Raw genomic sequence first — 14074 nt, forward strand, 5'->3', positions numbered from 1 at the left:
CCCGCAACCCAATCCTCTCCCTGGCCCGTTCCCGCGATGATCGGTGAAATCGATATTTTCGGCGTGTTCGTGCCGGCCGTGCTGGTGCTGATGTTGATCGCCTATCTGATCAACCTGGCCATTCGCACGGTGTTCGAACGCGTCGGCTTTTACCGCTTCGTCTGGCATCGCTCCATCTTCGATCTCGGCATCTATGTGCTGGTGCTGGGCCTTGTCGTCGTCGTTTCGCACAGACTAATAACGTGAAAAAAACCTGGTTCTCCGTCGGTCAAATTCTGCTGACCCTGATCGTCGTCGTGGTTGCAGCCTTCGTGCTGTGGAAACTGGTTGCCTATTACATGTTCGCGCCGTGGACTCGCGACGGCCACGTGCGCGCCGACGTGATCCAGGTCGCGCCGGATATCTCGGGGCTGATCTCATCGGTCGAGGTGGTGGACAACCAGCAGGTCAAACAAGGCCAGGTGCTGTTCGTGATCGATCAGGCCCGCTATGCGCTCGCACTGCGCCAGGCGCAGGCCACCGCGCAGCAACGCCGCGCTACCCTCGATCAGGCGCGCCGCGAAGACGCGCGCAATCGCCAGCTCGGCAACCTGGTCGCGGCGGAAGTCGCCGAAGAAAGCCGTTCGCGTGTCGAAACAGCGGAAGCCGCGCTCGCCGATGCGAACGTGGCAATCGATACCGCCAAACTGAATTTGCAACGCACTACCATCGTGAGTCCGGTCGACGGTTATCTGAACGACCGCGCGCCACGTGCCGGCGAATTCGTCTCGGCGGGCCGTGCCGTGCTGGCGGTGGTGGATATGCATTCGTTCCGCGTCGACGGTTACTTTGAAGAGACCAAGCTGCGCGGCATCGACATCGGCCAGCGGGTCGACATCCAGGTGATGGGCGAGCCGAACGTGCTGCGCGGCCACGTGCAAAGCATCGTCGCGGGGATTGAAGACCGCGACCGCACGCAAGGATCGAACCTGCTGCCGAACGTGAACCCGGCATTCAGCTGGGTGCGGCTCGCGCAACGGATTCCGGTGCGCGTTGCGCTCGACGAGGTGCCTGCCGACTTCCGCATGATCGCCGGACGCACCGCGACCGTGTCGGTGCGCGATCTGTCGCCGACCGGCAAGCCGCGTCCGGCTGCAGGCGCTTCGGGTACGGTGGATGCCTCGGCGGCTTCGGCTTCGGCTTCGGCTGCTGTTCCGGCTGCCTCCGCTACTTCTACTGCGCAACCGGCGTCTGCTGCCGTCATGTCGGGCGCGTCGCAATGAAGCTGTCACGCGCCCTTCCCTTATTGCCGCTGCTGCCACTATTGCCGTTGAGCATCGCGCTCAACGGCTGCGTGAATGTCGGCCCCGATTACGCGCTGCCGAAGCAGGCGCTGGTCAACGCGCCGCTTGCGAATGCGCCGATCGAGGGCGCCGATGCCAAACTGACCACACGGCAGAACGTGCCTGTGATCTGGTGGAAGCTCTACGACGATCCGGTGCTGAACAACCTCGTCGACGAAGCGCTGGAGTCGAATACCGACTTGCGCGTCGCGGCGGCGAACCTCGCGCGTTCGCGTGAAGCGCTGGGCGTCGCGCAGGCTCAAGGCGGCTTCTCAGGAAAGACGTCGGCGGTCGTCGAGCGGGCGCAGGAATCGGCCGAACAGTATCTGCTCTTCAACAAACTGCCGGTCACTAACGAAGGCGATATCGGCATCAGCATCTCGTACGAAATCGATCTGTTCGGCAAGCTGCGCCGTGGTGTCGAAGCGGCGGCAGCGGATACGGAATCCGTGCAGGCGGCCGCCGATCTCGCGCGGATCACGGTGGTCGCGGATGTGGTGCGCTCGTATGTCGATCAATGCTCGGCCGCCGAGGAACTCAGGATCGCGCAGCAATCGCTGGCCTTGCAGAAGGAGCGTGTGGACGTATCGCGCCGATTGCGCGACGCGGGTCGCGGCAATCAGCCCGATGTGACGCGCGGACAAACCCAGGTCGATACGCTGGCGGCGGATATTCCGCGCTATACGGCGCGCCGCCAGATTGCGCAATACCGGCTCGCGGCGCTGCTCGCACGCGCGCCGTCCGATTTGCCGCCAGCCGTGCTGGCCTGCAGCACGTTGCCGCAGATCCGTCAGCCGATTCCGGTCGGCGACGGCGCCGCGCTGCTCAAGCGCCGCCCGGACGTGCGCGAGGCCGAGCGCCAACTGGCAGCGTCGACGGCGCGCATCGGCGTCGCGACGGGCGCGTTGTATCCGACGGTGAGCATCGGTGCGTCGGCGGGTTTGACGGGGATTCTGGAGGACCTCGGCACCTCGCCGACGGCACGCTGGGCCTTCGGTCCACTGATCAGTTGGACCTTCCCCACGAATGGCGCGCGGGGCCGTGTGCGTGAAGCGCAAGCGTCAAGCAATGTTGCGCTGGCAAAGTTCGACGGCGTGGTGCTGACCGCGTTGCGCGAAACTGAAACCAGCCTCGCGACCTATGCGTCCGACTATGCCCGCGCCGACGCCTTGCGTGCTGCGCTGAAGTCGGCCACCGCGTCGGCGGATGAAACGCATCGGCTGTATCGCGCCGGACGCGAGTCGTTCATTTCGGATCTGGATGCGACGCGCACGCTGACTTCGACGAAGTCTCAGGTTGCGGCAGCGGAGGGGCAGGTGGCGATCGATCAGGTCAACCTGTTCCTCGCGCTGGGCGGTGGGTGGGAGACTGATGCGCAGACGGCGCCTGGGACAGCAGCGTCTAACACCGCGACTCCCGCTGCTGCGGCGCCGGCTAAGGCGGCCATGCCGACGGCGGCCACCAAAGCGCCCTAACCCTCCCGCCTCGTCTCATCCGGGTAAATCGCTATTATTGACAAGCTTTCTTTTACCTTTCAATTCAGGTTAAATACGAGCCTCAACATCACACGGTACGGGGTCACGTATGTCGCAATTCATGCAAGGCGCAGCCACACTGGGTGGTTGTATCGGCGTTTTCACGGTAGTGGTGGCGGTCGTGGAGATGCTGGCGAACTGAGCCCGCCGGGCTCGTGATCGGCTCACCCAGGCGTCTCTGTCTGCGGTGATGCCGGCCTTAAGCGGGCCGCCGTTTCGCAGCCGCCTGGTGAATCGCCGCCCTTACCCTCGGATACGTGCCGCAACGGCACACGATGTTGGACATCGCCGCGTCGATGTCCGCATCGGTGGGATTGGGCTTCTGCTTGAGCAGCGCGCAGGCCGCCATTAGCTGCGCGCTCTGACAATACCCGCACTGCACCACGTCGAGATCGATCCACGCCGCTTTTAGCGCCTGCGCTTCGGCGCCCTGCACGCCTTCGATCGTCGTGATCTTCTGCGAGTGCAAGCTCGACATCGGCGTCTGGCAGGCAAGGCCCGCCTTGCCGTCCAGGTGGATCGTGCACGCGCCGCAAATGCCCACGCCGCAGCCGAACTTGGTGCCGGTCATGCCGAGGTCGCAGCGCAGCACCCACAGGAGCGGCATATCCGGTTCAGCTTGCACAGCAACCACGCGGCCGTTGATGTTTAGCGATCCCATGTTTTCTCCGTCAATCTGAAGCGTTTCACGCAACCCTCAACGGCAACGCGCGCAAGCGCTGGCCGGTCAGCGCGAATACCGCGTTGGCCACCGCCGGGGCAACCGGCGGCACGCCCGGTTCGCCGACGCCCTGCGGGTGCATCTGGCTCGGCATGATGTCGACTTCGATCACCGGACAGTCGTTCATCCGCACAACCGGGAAATCGACGAAGTTCTTCTGCGTCACCTGCCCGCCGACGATGGTGATTTCGTCCTGCAACGCAGTCGAGAGGCCGAATACGATGCCACCCTCCATCTGCTGACGAATCAGGTTTGGATTCACCGGCAGTCCGCAATCGATCACGCAGACCACCCGATGCACGCGAATCTGCTTGTTCGCACCGACCGATACTTCCGCCACCTGCGCGACGACACTGCCGAACGCTTCGTGCAGCGCGACGCCGCGTGCCCGCTTTGTGCCATCGGCAGCATGTGTCAAGGGATGTCCCCAATCCGATAAAGCTGCAACGCGCCTCAACACCGCCAGATGGCGCGGATGCTGCGCGAGCAGCGCCGCGCGAAACGCAATCGGGTCCTGACCGGCGGCTACGGCGAGTTCGTCGGTAAAACCTTCGGTGAAAAACGCCTGATGCGAATGGCCGACCGAGCGCCAGAATCCAATCGGGATCGGTAGTTCGACGATCTTGTGCGCCACGCGCACAGTGGGCCATTCGTAGGGCTGATCGAATGCGCCTTCGCAAGTGGTCTTGTCGATGGGGATGCGCGGCACGCCGTAGTAACGCGCAAGCGATTCCGGCACGATCGCCTGACTCGCTGAAGTGGCTTGCCACGCGACGAGCTTGCCGTCTTTGTCGAGACCGGCCTTGAGTCGCGACACGCACGCCGGACGATAGAAATCGTGGGTGAAATCCTCCGCACGCGACCAGATCGTTTGCACCGGACGACCACCGCCTTCGCGCGCAATCGCCGCGGCTTGCGCGATGAAATCGAGTTCGAGACGGCGCCCGAAAGCACCGCCGAGCAATTGCGTTTGCACGTCGACCTTGTCGGCGTCGATGTCCAGCACTTTCGCGACGTGCTGCCGCGCGAGCGCCGGCATTTGCGTGGAGACCCAAACGGTGGCCGCGCCGTCCGCAACCTGCACCGTGCAATTCACCGGCTCGACCGCGCCATGTGCGAGATACGGTGCGTGGTACTCGGCGCTGATCGTTCGCGCCGCGCCGCTCAATGCAGCGTCGACGTCACCGCGGTGGTAGTAGGCGTGGCCGTTGCTGTCGTCCAGTGCTTGCGTAAGCTGGGTGTCCACGTCTGCGCTCGACAGCGTGGCTGCGGGGCCGTCATTCCACACCACGTCGATCGCACTCACCGCGTTCATCGCGCGGAAAGGGTTGTCGGCGATTACCGCGACGCCGCCGCTGCCACCAGCGTAGGGCTTCAGCGAAAACGCCTTGATGAAGCCGGGCATGCTCTTGGCAGGCGAAGCGTCGAAATGCGCCACCGTGCCGCCTAATGTGGGACACATGACCACGCTTGCGTAGATGAGACCATCGGGCAGCGCGTCAATGCCGAAGCGCGCCGTGCCGTTGATTTTCGACGCGGCTTCGATACGCCGCATCGGCTTGCCGATCAGTTTGAACTCAGCGGGATCTTTCAACGCGACCTTGCGTGGCAGCGGTTGCTGTGCGGCCATCGTGGACAGCTCGCCGAAGCTCGCCTTGTGGCCTGCTGCGTGCACTACGTAGCCGCTTTCCGTATGGCACTCGCCGGGTGACACCTTCCATTGCGCGGCCGCCGCGCCGATCAGCATCGCGCGCGCCGAGGCGCCGGCTTCACGCATCGGCGTCCATAGATCGTTCATGCTCGATGAACCGCCCGTCATCATCGTGCCGGCGTCGCGCACCAGCTTGCGGGTCATCCAGACCGTGGCGCGCTTGACCGTGCTGTCGTCGTCCGGGCGAAACGGCAGATCGTCGACGATGTTCTGCACGCTGTTGTAGATCTTGTCGATCGGCGAGTTTTCCACTCGAACCTGCGACCAGTCGGCGTCGAGTTCTTCGGCCAGCAGCATCGCAAGGCCGGTGTGGATACCCTGCCCCATTTCCGCTTTGCACACCACGATCGTCACGGTGTTGTCCGCGGCGATTTTGACCCAGCCGTTGAGCGCGACCTGGTTGCCTTCCGCCGGCAGTGGCGTGGAGGGTGTCAGACGTTGGCCCGGCGGCAGCACCGACCAGCCGACCAGCAGCACGCCGAGCGCGCCGGCGCCGCCTAGCAGGAAGGTTCTGCGCTTTAACATCGTATGGCTCGATCAGCTTGCACGGTGGCGGGGACGCTGTGAAAGCGCGGGCTGGCGCGGGAATTTGTTTCGTCGGAACAGTAGTAAGACGGGAAAGTGGGTGGGGGACTGAAAGCTAAGGGGTTTCAGCCGACCTGCACAGTGCTGGCGGATGCCCTTCGAGGAAAGGGCGAATGCAAGCCGTGTGTCAGTTCATTAAATGTTATTCGTCGCGTGGTGGCACGCTGCAGCGCAACTGGCTTGAACGGCGGAAAAATGCGAGAGGTGGCGGATTTTTGCTTTCACCCGCCCTCCCGAATCATCTCAATCAACGCCCGCAACCCCGCCGGCACATGACGCCGCCCAGGATAATAAAGACATAGCCCGTCGAACGCCGGCGTCCAATCTTCCAGCACACGCTGCAGCGTGCCCGCTTCCAGATCGGCCGCCACGTTCCATTCGGTCATATACGCCAGTCCGAAACCCTCGCGGGCCGCCTCCATGATGAGCAACGGCTCATCGAGCGTCAGCATGTCCTGCACATCCACGCTGAAAGCCTCGCCGCGTCGCTCGAACTCCCAGTGATAAATACGTCCGCTCGGCATGCGCATCCGGATACAACGGTGTGCACGCAGATCGTCCGGCTTGCGCGGCTTCGGATTTTCGGCGAAATAGGCGGGACTCCCAACAACTGCAAATCGCTGCGGCCGGTTGAACGGCACAGCGATCATGTCCTGCGGCACAATCTCAGCCAACCGAATGCCGGCATCAAAACCCTCCACCACGATGTCGATCATGCGCCCCTCGGTGACGAGATCCAGCTTCATCTCCGGATAACGCCGCAGGTATTCCAGCAACAAGGGCATCACCTGGCGCGCCGCGCCCGTCGATGTGTTGATGCGCAGCGTGCCAGCGGGCGTGTCGCGATAGCTGCCGGCCTGCTCGATGGCCACGCGGATGGTCGACAACGCCGGCGCCACACTGTCGACGAATTGCGCGCCCGCTTCGGACAACGACACGCTGCGTGTCGTCCGATTAAAGAGCCGCACGCCGATGCGCGCTTCCAACGCCGCGATCGCATGGCTCAGCGCCGATGTCGACACGCCAAGTTCCGTCGCCGCCGCGCGGAAGCTGCGATGGCGCGCCACCGCAAGCACGCCTTCCAGTTCGCTCAAACCCGGCGTCTTCATTATCCCATCCTGCTCAACGAATCATCCTTGATTATATGGCTAGTCGGCTTAATCGATTGAGCCTATCTTTGAGGCAACAACTTTCTGGGTAGGAGCTTTCATGCAGCAAATCGACAAGATTTATATCGACGGCGCGTTCGTCACGCCGCACGGCGAGGAGTGGTTCGATCTTCACAACCCGGCTAAGGAAACGGTGATCGGCAAGGTGCGTCTGGCCGACGCGGAAGACGCCCGCCGCGCGATCGCGGCCGCCAAACGCGCCTTCCCGGCGTTTTCCCGCACCAGCAAGGAGGAGCGAATCGCGCTGCTCGAACGCATGCACGCCGCGGTTCAAGCGAGAGAAGACGAGCTGTACGAAGCAATCGTCGAGGAATACGGTGCGCCGGTGTCACGCGCGCGCTGGATGGCGAAATACCCGGCGGACGTGCTGGCGGAAGTCGTCAAGGTCTTGCAGACCTATGATTTCACGCGCCGCGCCGGCACGGCCGACGTCGTCATGCAGCCGCTCGGCGTCGCCGGACTGATTACGCCGTGGAATAGCAATGGCGGCTTTATCTGCGGGAAACTGGCTGCGGCGATTGCAGCGGGCTGCACGGCCGTCATCAAGCCGAGCGAAATGAGCGCGATCCAGACACGCATCATCACCGAGGCGCTGCACGAGGCCGGCTTGCCTGCGGGCGTGTTCAATATCGTCACGGGCCGGGGCGACACGGTGGGGGCGGAAATCAGCGCGCATCCGGACGTGGCGAAGATTTCCTTCACCGGATCGACGGCTGTCGGCAAGACGATTCTGCGCACCGGCGCGGAGACATTGAAACGCGTCACGTTGGAGTTGGGCGGCAAATCGCCGGTGGTCATACTCGACGACGCCGATTTCGCGGAAGCGGTGCCGTTGGCGCTCCAGGCAGGGTTCATGAACAGCGGTCAGGCGTGTATCGCCGGTACGCGGATTCTTGTGCCGCAGAGCCGCCTTGCGGAATTCGAAGAGCGGGTGCGCTTTGAAGTCGCTCGCACGCAAGCCGGTGATCCGCGCGATCCGGCTACGCAGATCGGCCCGATGGTCAGCCGCAAGCAGTGGGAGCGCGTGCAGCGCTACATCGGCATCGGCATCGATGAAGGTGCGAGATTGATTGCCGGTGGCGAGGGCCGACCGGAGGGAGTGGAGCATGGCTGGTTCGTGCGTCCGACCGTATTTAGCGGTGTCAGCAACGACATGACGATTGCCCGTGAGGAGATTTTTGGGCCGGTGCTGTCGATCATTGCGTATCGCGATACCGAGGAAGCGATTGCAATCGCCAATGACACAAGCTACGGGCTGCAAGCCTACGTGCTCTCGGCCGATGCAGCGCGGGCTCGCGCAGTCGCCACTCGCATCGACGCAGGGCGTGTATTGATCAACACGTTGGCACACGAGCCGGCCGCACCGTTCGGCGGCTTCAAGCAATCGGGCATCGGGCGGGAATATGGCACGTTCGGGTTGGAAGCCTTCATGGAACCGAAGTCGTTGCTCGGCGTAAACTAAAGCGTTTGATCCCTCAGAAGGCGGTGCGTCAGCATTTGCATGACGCACCGCCTGCTGTTTCACCGCCGGTTCGATCCCGACACCACATCGATCCACACCGCCAGCACGAGAATGCTGCCCTTCACGATCATCTGCCAGTACGCGTCGACATCCAGCATCGACATGCCGTTGTCCAAACTCGCCATCACCAGCGCACCGATCAACGCACCGTAGACCGTTCCGGACCCGCCGCGCATCGACGTCCCGCCGATAAAGCACGCGGCGATCGCGTCGAGTTCGCCCATCGATCCCGCCGACGGTGAGCCGGCCGCGAGTCGCGCCGTATTGACGATCCCCGCGAACGCACACATCAGTCCCATCAGTGCGAAGATGGCCAGCTTCACACGGTTGGTATTCACGCCGGAGAGGCGCGTTGCTTCCAGGTTCGAACCCACCGCGTAAATACGCCGCCCGAACACGGTCTGTGTAGCGATCCACGTAAAAATACCCAGCAGCGCGAGCAGCAGCAGAACCGGCACAGGAATCCCGCCATAACGATCGAGCGTGGCAACAAACGCGGCCAGAATCACGCCCGCCCCGACCACCTTCGCGACGTCCTGCCAGATCGGCACCACCCGCAACTTATAACGCTCGCGGTTGCTTCGTTGTCGCACGGTCAGAAAGGCCAGCACGACAAACAGCACGACGGCAAGCGTATCGCCCGCAAAACGCGGCAAATACCCCTGACCGACAAACACAAACCCATCGGAGACCGGTGCAATCGTCGAACCGCCGGTGACACCAAGCAGAATGCCGCGATACGCCAGCATGCCACCCAGGCCGACAATGAACGAAGGCACACGCCGGTACGTCGACCACCATCCGTTGAACATGCCGACGAGCACGCCAAGCAGCATTACCACAGGCACGGTGACGCCAATCGGCCAACGCCGGTTCACATCGAGAATCGCCGCGACGCCGCCGAGCAAACCCAGCAGTGACCCGACCGACAGATCGATCTCGCCCGCGATGATCACGAACACCATGCCGCACGCGAGCATGCCCGTAATCGACATCTGCCGCAGCAGATTCGACAGATTGCGCGGCGTCACGAACGCGCCGTGCGTCAGAAAGGAGAAGAAAAGCCAGATCGCGGCCACGGCGATCAGCAACGCGAGAATCTTGTAGCGCGCGAACAGTTGCTGAATGCGCTGCGGGCCACCGAATACGCCTCGCGACGCAGCGCCGTCGGCGGGTTGGGAAGTGACGTCGGGAGTCATGCGGCACTCGCTTCGGTTGGTGCGGTCGGGTTGAGGGATCGCTGCACAGGACGGATTGCGGCGCTGAGAATGTCCTCTTGCGTGAGGCCGTCGTTGACGAAATCGCCGCGCAATTCGCCTTCGCCGATGACCAGCACGCGATCGCTGATGCCAAGCACTTCAGGCAATTCGGACGACACCATCACGATCGACATGCCGCGCTGTGCCAGTTGAAAAATCAGTTTGTAGATTTCGAACTTCGCGCCGACATCGACGCCTCGCGTCGGTTCGTCGAGGATCAGTACTTTCGGGTCGGTCAGCAGCATGCGCGTCAGCACGGCCTTCTGCTGATTGCCGCCCGATAGACTCGCAATCGAGAGCATCGGATGCGCCGCGCGCACCGAAAGCCGCTTCATCTCCGTGTGAATCGTGTCGAGTTCGGCCGCGGAATCAATGCGACCGCCCTTCGCGAAACGTTGCAACACCGCAAGCGTGATGTTGTGGCCGACACTCAGACCCGGCACGATACCGTGGCGCTTTCGATCTTCCGGCACCATACCGATGCCGGCGCGAATCGCATCGACAGGGGCGCGAATTTTCACCGGCTTGCCGTCCATCACCACGGTCGCCTCGCTCACACCGGGATACGCGCCGAAGATCGCCTGCATCAGTTCCGTACGCCCCGCGCCGACCAAACCGGCAACACCGAGAATTTCGCCACGCCGCAGCGCAAACGACACATCGTTCACGCGCTTTCGGCGCGGATTGTTGACGTCAAAACAGGTCACGTGGCGCGCTTCGAAGATCACGTCGCCAATCGGATGCGGTTCACGCGGAAACAGGTTCTTGATCTCGCGGCCCACCATCAGGGAGATGATGCGATCAGTGGTCAGCGCGCGCATGGGTTCGGTCGCGACGTGGCGGCCGTCGCGAATCACGCTGATCGTGTCGCATACGGCCGCTACTTCGTCGAGCTTGTGCGAGATGTAAACGCAAGCAACTCCGCGCCGCTTCAGATCGCGCACGATATCCAGCAGGATGTGTATCTCCGTAGCCGTCAGCGACGACGACGGTTCATCGAGGATCAACAATTTCGCGCGCTTGTTCAGCGCCTTCGCGATCTCGATCAACTGCTGGTGGCCGCCACCGTAATTCATCACTGGTTGCGCGGAGTTGATTCCGCTTATGCCGAGCTCGCGCAGCAGTTCGTCGGCGCGCTGATACATCGCGGCGTAATTCATTCTGCCGCCGGGCAGCGTGATTTCGTTGCCGAGAAAGATGTTCTCCGCAACCGAGAGCTCCGGCACCAGCATCAACTCCTGATGGATGATGATGATGCCCGCGCGTTCCGTGTCTCTTATGCTCGCGGCCTTCAGCGGCTCGCCTTCCCAGATGATTTCGCCGTCCCACGTACCGTGAGGATAGACGCCGGACAACACTTTCATCAGCGTCGATTTGCCCGCGCCGTTCTCGCCGCACAAGCCCACACACTCGCCTGGCGCCACCGTCAGGTCGATGCCGTCGAGCGCCTTCACGCCGGAAAACGCTTTGACGATGCCGCGCATCGTCAGTAATGGTTCACTCATTCGCTATGCCTCGCTGCAGGGCGCGCGGTCGCGCCGATGTGCCTGACGCATACCAGGCACATCGGCTTGAACTACGCACACGTTACGCTCATTGGCTCGCGAGCTGGGCCTGGGTGTAGAAGCCGTCCTTGACGACCACATCAACATTGCTCTTGGTGAGCAACGTGGGTTGCAGAAGCACCGTGTCGACCTTCTTCTTGCCGTTGTCGTACTGTGCATTAAAGGCCGGCTTCTCGCCCTTCGCAAGCGCGACGGAGAGTTTCGCCGCTTCGCCTGCGATCAGCTTCAACGGTTTGTACACGGTCATCGTCTGCGTGCCGGCGATTACGCGTTTCACAGCAGCCAGATCAGCGTCTTGTCCCGACACCGGCACCTTGCCTGCCATGTGCTGTGCGGCAAGCGCCTGGATCGCGCCGCCTGCGGTGCCGTCGTTCGAAGCGACGATTGCGTCGATCTTGTTGTTGTTCGCCGTGAGCGCATCTTCAACAATGCGCAGCGCCGTCGACGCGCTCCATTCCGGTACCCATTGCTGACCGACGATCTTGATGTCGCCCTTGTCTATCGCGGGCTTCAACACTTTGAGCTGGCCTTCACGCAGCATCTTGGCATTGTTGTCGGTCGGCGCGCCGCCGAGCATGAAGTAGTTGCCCTTCGGTTGTGCGTTGAAGACACCTTGTGCCTGCAGCTCGCCAACCTTCTCGTTGTCGAACGAGATATAGGCATCCACGTCGGCGTCGAGAATCAGGCGGTCGTACGAGACGACCTTGATGCCTGCTTTCTTGGCTTCGGCGACCACATTGCCGAGCGTCTTCGAATTAAACGGCACGATCACGATTACGTCGACGCCGCGCGAGATCAGGTTTTCAATCTGCGAAATCTGTCGCTCTTCGCTCGCATCGGCGGATTGCACCGATACTTTGGCGCCGAGTTTTTCTGCCGCTGCAACGAAATAGTCACGATCGCGCGACCAACGCTCGACACGCAGATCGTCAATACAGAAGCCAATTTCCGGGTGGTCCTTGCTTGCGTGCGCGAGCGGCGCGACAAGCGACAGGCTGGCGAGCATCGCTCCACACACGAGCGAACTCAGTACGGTACGACGCGTTGCGAATTTCATGTCTCACTCCTTGTTCTGATAGCCGGAATACCGGATTGGACGGTCTGCGCTGCGAGCCGCAGAACCGGACAAGCGACAACCCAAAGCTTCTTTTATTCGCGCGGTCAACGTGGCCGCGCGGTTTTTATGTCTTACTGCGTGCCCTTTTTCGGGCGGTTACTTCATGACTGCCTTTTTAGCGTCGGCTGTATATCGCCTGATTTATAACGTTTTCCAGTTGCTCCTGTCTGCCACTCACATGCTGCGGATTCAGGCCGCGCGTCATTGCATCCGCAGCCAGCGTCGAGAGTGAATAGTCGCCCTTCAGAATCTTGCGCCCGAACTCCGACTCCCAGCCCGCGTAACGCTGACGTTTGAACGCTTCGAGCCGGTCGTTTTCGATCAGTGTTGCAGCACGCTCGACGGCGAGCGCCAGGTTATCGATTGCACCGATATGACCGAAGAACAGATCTTCCGCATCGACGCTCTGCCGCCGCACTTTAGCGTCGAAGTTCATACCGCCGGTGGTGAAGCCGCCGTGCTTGAGGATTTCGTAGAAAGCGAGAGTCAATTCTTCGACGCTGTTCGGAAACTGGTCCGTGTCCCAGCCGTTTTGTTGATCGCCGCGATTCGCGTCGACGCTGCCGAAAATACCCAGCGCGTAGGCCGTGGCGATTTCGTGATGAAACGAGTGGCCAGCAAGCGTGGCGTGATTGGCTTCGATGTTCACGCGAATTTCTTTTTCGAGTCCGTATTGCAGCAGGAAACCGTGTACGGTCGCCACGTCATAGTCGAATTGATGCTTGGTCGGCTCCTGCGGCTTCGGCTCGATTAGCAATGCGCCTTTGAAGCCGATCTTGTGCTTGTGCTCAACGACCATGTTCAGGAAGCGGGCAAGCTGATCACGTTCGCGCACGAGATCGGTATTGAGCAGTGTGTCGTAGCCCTCACGGCCGCCCCACAACACATAATTTTCGCCACCGAGCCGTTGAGTCGCGTCGAGCGCATGACGAACCTGCGTCGCAGCGAACGCGAAAATCTCGGGATCAGGACTGGTCGCCGCACCTGCTGCATAACGCGGATGCGAGAACAGATTGGCCGTGCCCCACAAGAGTTTGACGCCGGTATCCTGCTGCTTGCGCGCCAGATAGTCGGCGATGCGGGTGAAGTTCTCGCTATAGGCTTTCAGGCTGTCACCTTCCGGTGCAACGTCGGTATCGTGAAACGTGTAATACGGCGTGCCGAGCTTCGAGAAGAACTCGAACGCGGAATCCGCCTTTTGCTGCGCCCGTTCCATGGCGTCGCCGGCTTGCTGCCATGGACGCCGAAACGTCCCTTGCCCGAAAATATCGACGCCCGGCCAGACAAACGTATGCCAGTAGCACACAGCGATGCGAAGATGTTCTTCGAGTGTCTTGCCGAGCACCCGCTTACTCTTGTCGTAATGGCGATACGCAAGCGGGTTATCCGATTGCGGGCCCTCGTAGCGGATCTCGGGAATGTGTTCAAAGTAGGACATTAGCTTCTCCTGTGTCGACCTGAGTTAGCGCTTTAGCGCTTACTCAGGTCCCATGCTGCACTGCAACCCGTGCGGTATCGCCGCGCCGGTCGACAAGGTGACGCCATGCTGCCGCTTGCAAGGTGCATCG

11 protein-coding genes are annotated in these 14074 nt (G+C 61.9%); 4 read left to right on the top strand and 7 right to left on the bottom strand.

Features of this window, described 5'->3' with window-relative positions:
- Window positions 1-36: 36 nt before the first annotated feature.
- The 3 genes from FSO04_RS00150 to FSO04_RS00160 are packed head-to-tail and all read left to right on the top strand — an operon-like array spanning window position 37 to window position 2797.
- The gene (locus FSO04_RS00150; protein ID WP_054040146.1) at window positions 37-246 is read left to right on the top strand and encodes a DUF1656 domain-containing protein; all 210 of its coding nucleotides are present in this window, start codon (window positions 37-39) and stop codon (window positions 244-246) included.
- Window positions 243-1262, top strand: coding sequence for an efflux RND transporter periplasmic adaptor subunit (locus FSO04_RS00155; protein WP_168435509.1), 1020 nt, complete (start codon window positions 243-245; stop codon window positions 1260-1262). The genes FSO04_RS00150 and FSO04_RS00155 overlap by 4 nt, the downstream gene beginning before the upstream one ends.
- Entirely contained in the window at window positions 1259-2797 is a 1539-nt protein-coding gene (locus FSO04_RS00160) for an efflux transporter outer membrane subunit (protein WP_154557815.1), read from the top strand. Before FSO04_RS00155 ends, FSO04_RS00160 begins: the two co-directional genes overlap by 4 nt.
- A gap of 259 nt (window positions 2798-3056) precedes the next feature.
- Here the strand turns inward: FSO04_RS00160 and FSO04_RS00165 are convergent, their stop codons facing one another.
- The 3 genes from FSO04_RS00165 to FSO04_RS00175 all read right to left on the bottom strand — a co-directional run bounded on the left by FSO04_RS00165 (window position 3057) and on the right by FSO04_RS00175 (window position 6983).
- On the bottom strand, window positions 3057-3518 hold the full coding sequence (locus FSO04_RS00165; protein ID WP_154557816.1) for a (2Fe-2S)-binding protein: 462 nt from the start codon (window positions 3516-3518) through the stop codon (window positions 3057-3059).
- A 25-nt stretch (window positions 3519-3543) separates the two neighbouring features.
- Window positions 3544-5814 (bottom strand): xanthine dehydrogenase family protein molybdopterin-binding subunit, encoded by a 2271-nt coding sequence (locus FSO04_RS00170; RefSeq protein ID WP_154557817.1) that lies wholly within the window; start codon window positions 5812-5814, stop codon window positions 3544-3546.
- 281 nt (window positions 5815-6095) lie between these two features.
- Window positions 6096-6983: a LysR family transcriptional regulator gene (locus FSO04_RS00175; protein ID WP_154557818.1), complete on the bottom strand. Its 888-nt coding sequence runs from the start codon at window positions 6981-6983 to the stop codon at window positions 6096-6098.
- 100 nt (window positions 6984-7083) lie between these two features.
- On the opposite strand from FSO04_RS00175, the gene FSO04_RS00180 reads away from it, so the two are divergent.
- Window positions 7084-8505 carry an aldehyde dehydrogenase family protein gene (locus FSO04_RS00180; RefSeq protein ID WP_154557819.1) on the top strand — a complete coding sequence of 474 codons (1422 nt, stop codon included), beginning with the start codon at window positions 7084-7086 and terminating at the stop codon, window positions 8503-8505.
- Between the two features lie 59 nt (window positions 8506-8564).
- Here FSO04_RS00180 and FSO04_RS00185 read toward each other — a convergent pair whose 3' ends face one another.
- The 4 genes from FSO04_RS00185 to xylA all read right to left on the bottom strand — a co-directional run bounded on the left by FSO04_RS00185 (window position 8565) and on the right by xylA (window position 13944).
- On the bottom strand, window positions 8565-9764 hold the full coding sequence (locus tag FSO04_RS00185; RefSeq protein ID WP_154557820.1) for a sugar ABC transporter permease: 1200 nt from the start codon (window positions 9762-9764) through the stop codon (window positions 8565-8567).
- Window positions 9761-11329 (bottom strand): D-xylose ABC transporter ATP-binding protein, encoded by a 1569-nt coding sequence (gene xylG, locus FSO04_RS00190; RefSeq protein ID WP_154557821.1) that lies wholly within the window; start codon window positions 11327-11329, stop codon window positions 9761-9763. Before xylG ends, FSO04_RS00185 begins: the two co-directional genes overlap by 4 nt.
- An 88-nt stretch (window positions 11330-11417) precedes the next feature.
- Window positions 11418-12446 carry a D-xylose ABC transporter substrate-binding protein gene (gene xylF, locus FSO04_RS00195; RefSeq protein ID WP_054040132.1) on the bottom strand — a complete coding sequence of 343 codons (1029 nt, stop codon included), beginning with the start codon at window positions 12444-12446 and terminating at the stop codon, window positions 11418-11420.
- Window positions 12447-12621: 175 nt separating this feature from the next.
- Window positions 12622-13944: a xylose isomerase gene (gene xylA / locus FSO04_RS00200; RefSeq protein ID WP_154557822.1), complete on the bottom strand. Its 1323-nt coding sequence runs from the start codon at window positions 13942-13944 to the stop codon at window positions 12622-12624.
- Window positions 13945-14074: the final 130 nt, after the last annotated feature.

It is taken from the genome of Paraburkholderia madseniana, assembly GCF_009690905.1.
Classification (GTDB): Bacteria; Pseudomonadota; Gammaproteobacteria; order Burkholderiales; family Burkholderiaceae; genus Paraburkholderia; species Paraburkholderia madseniana.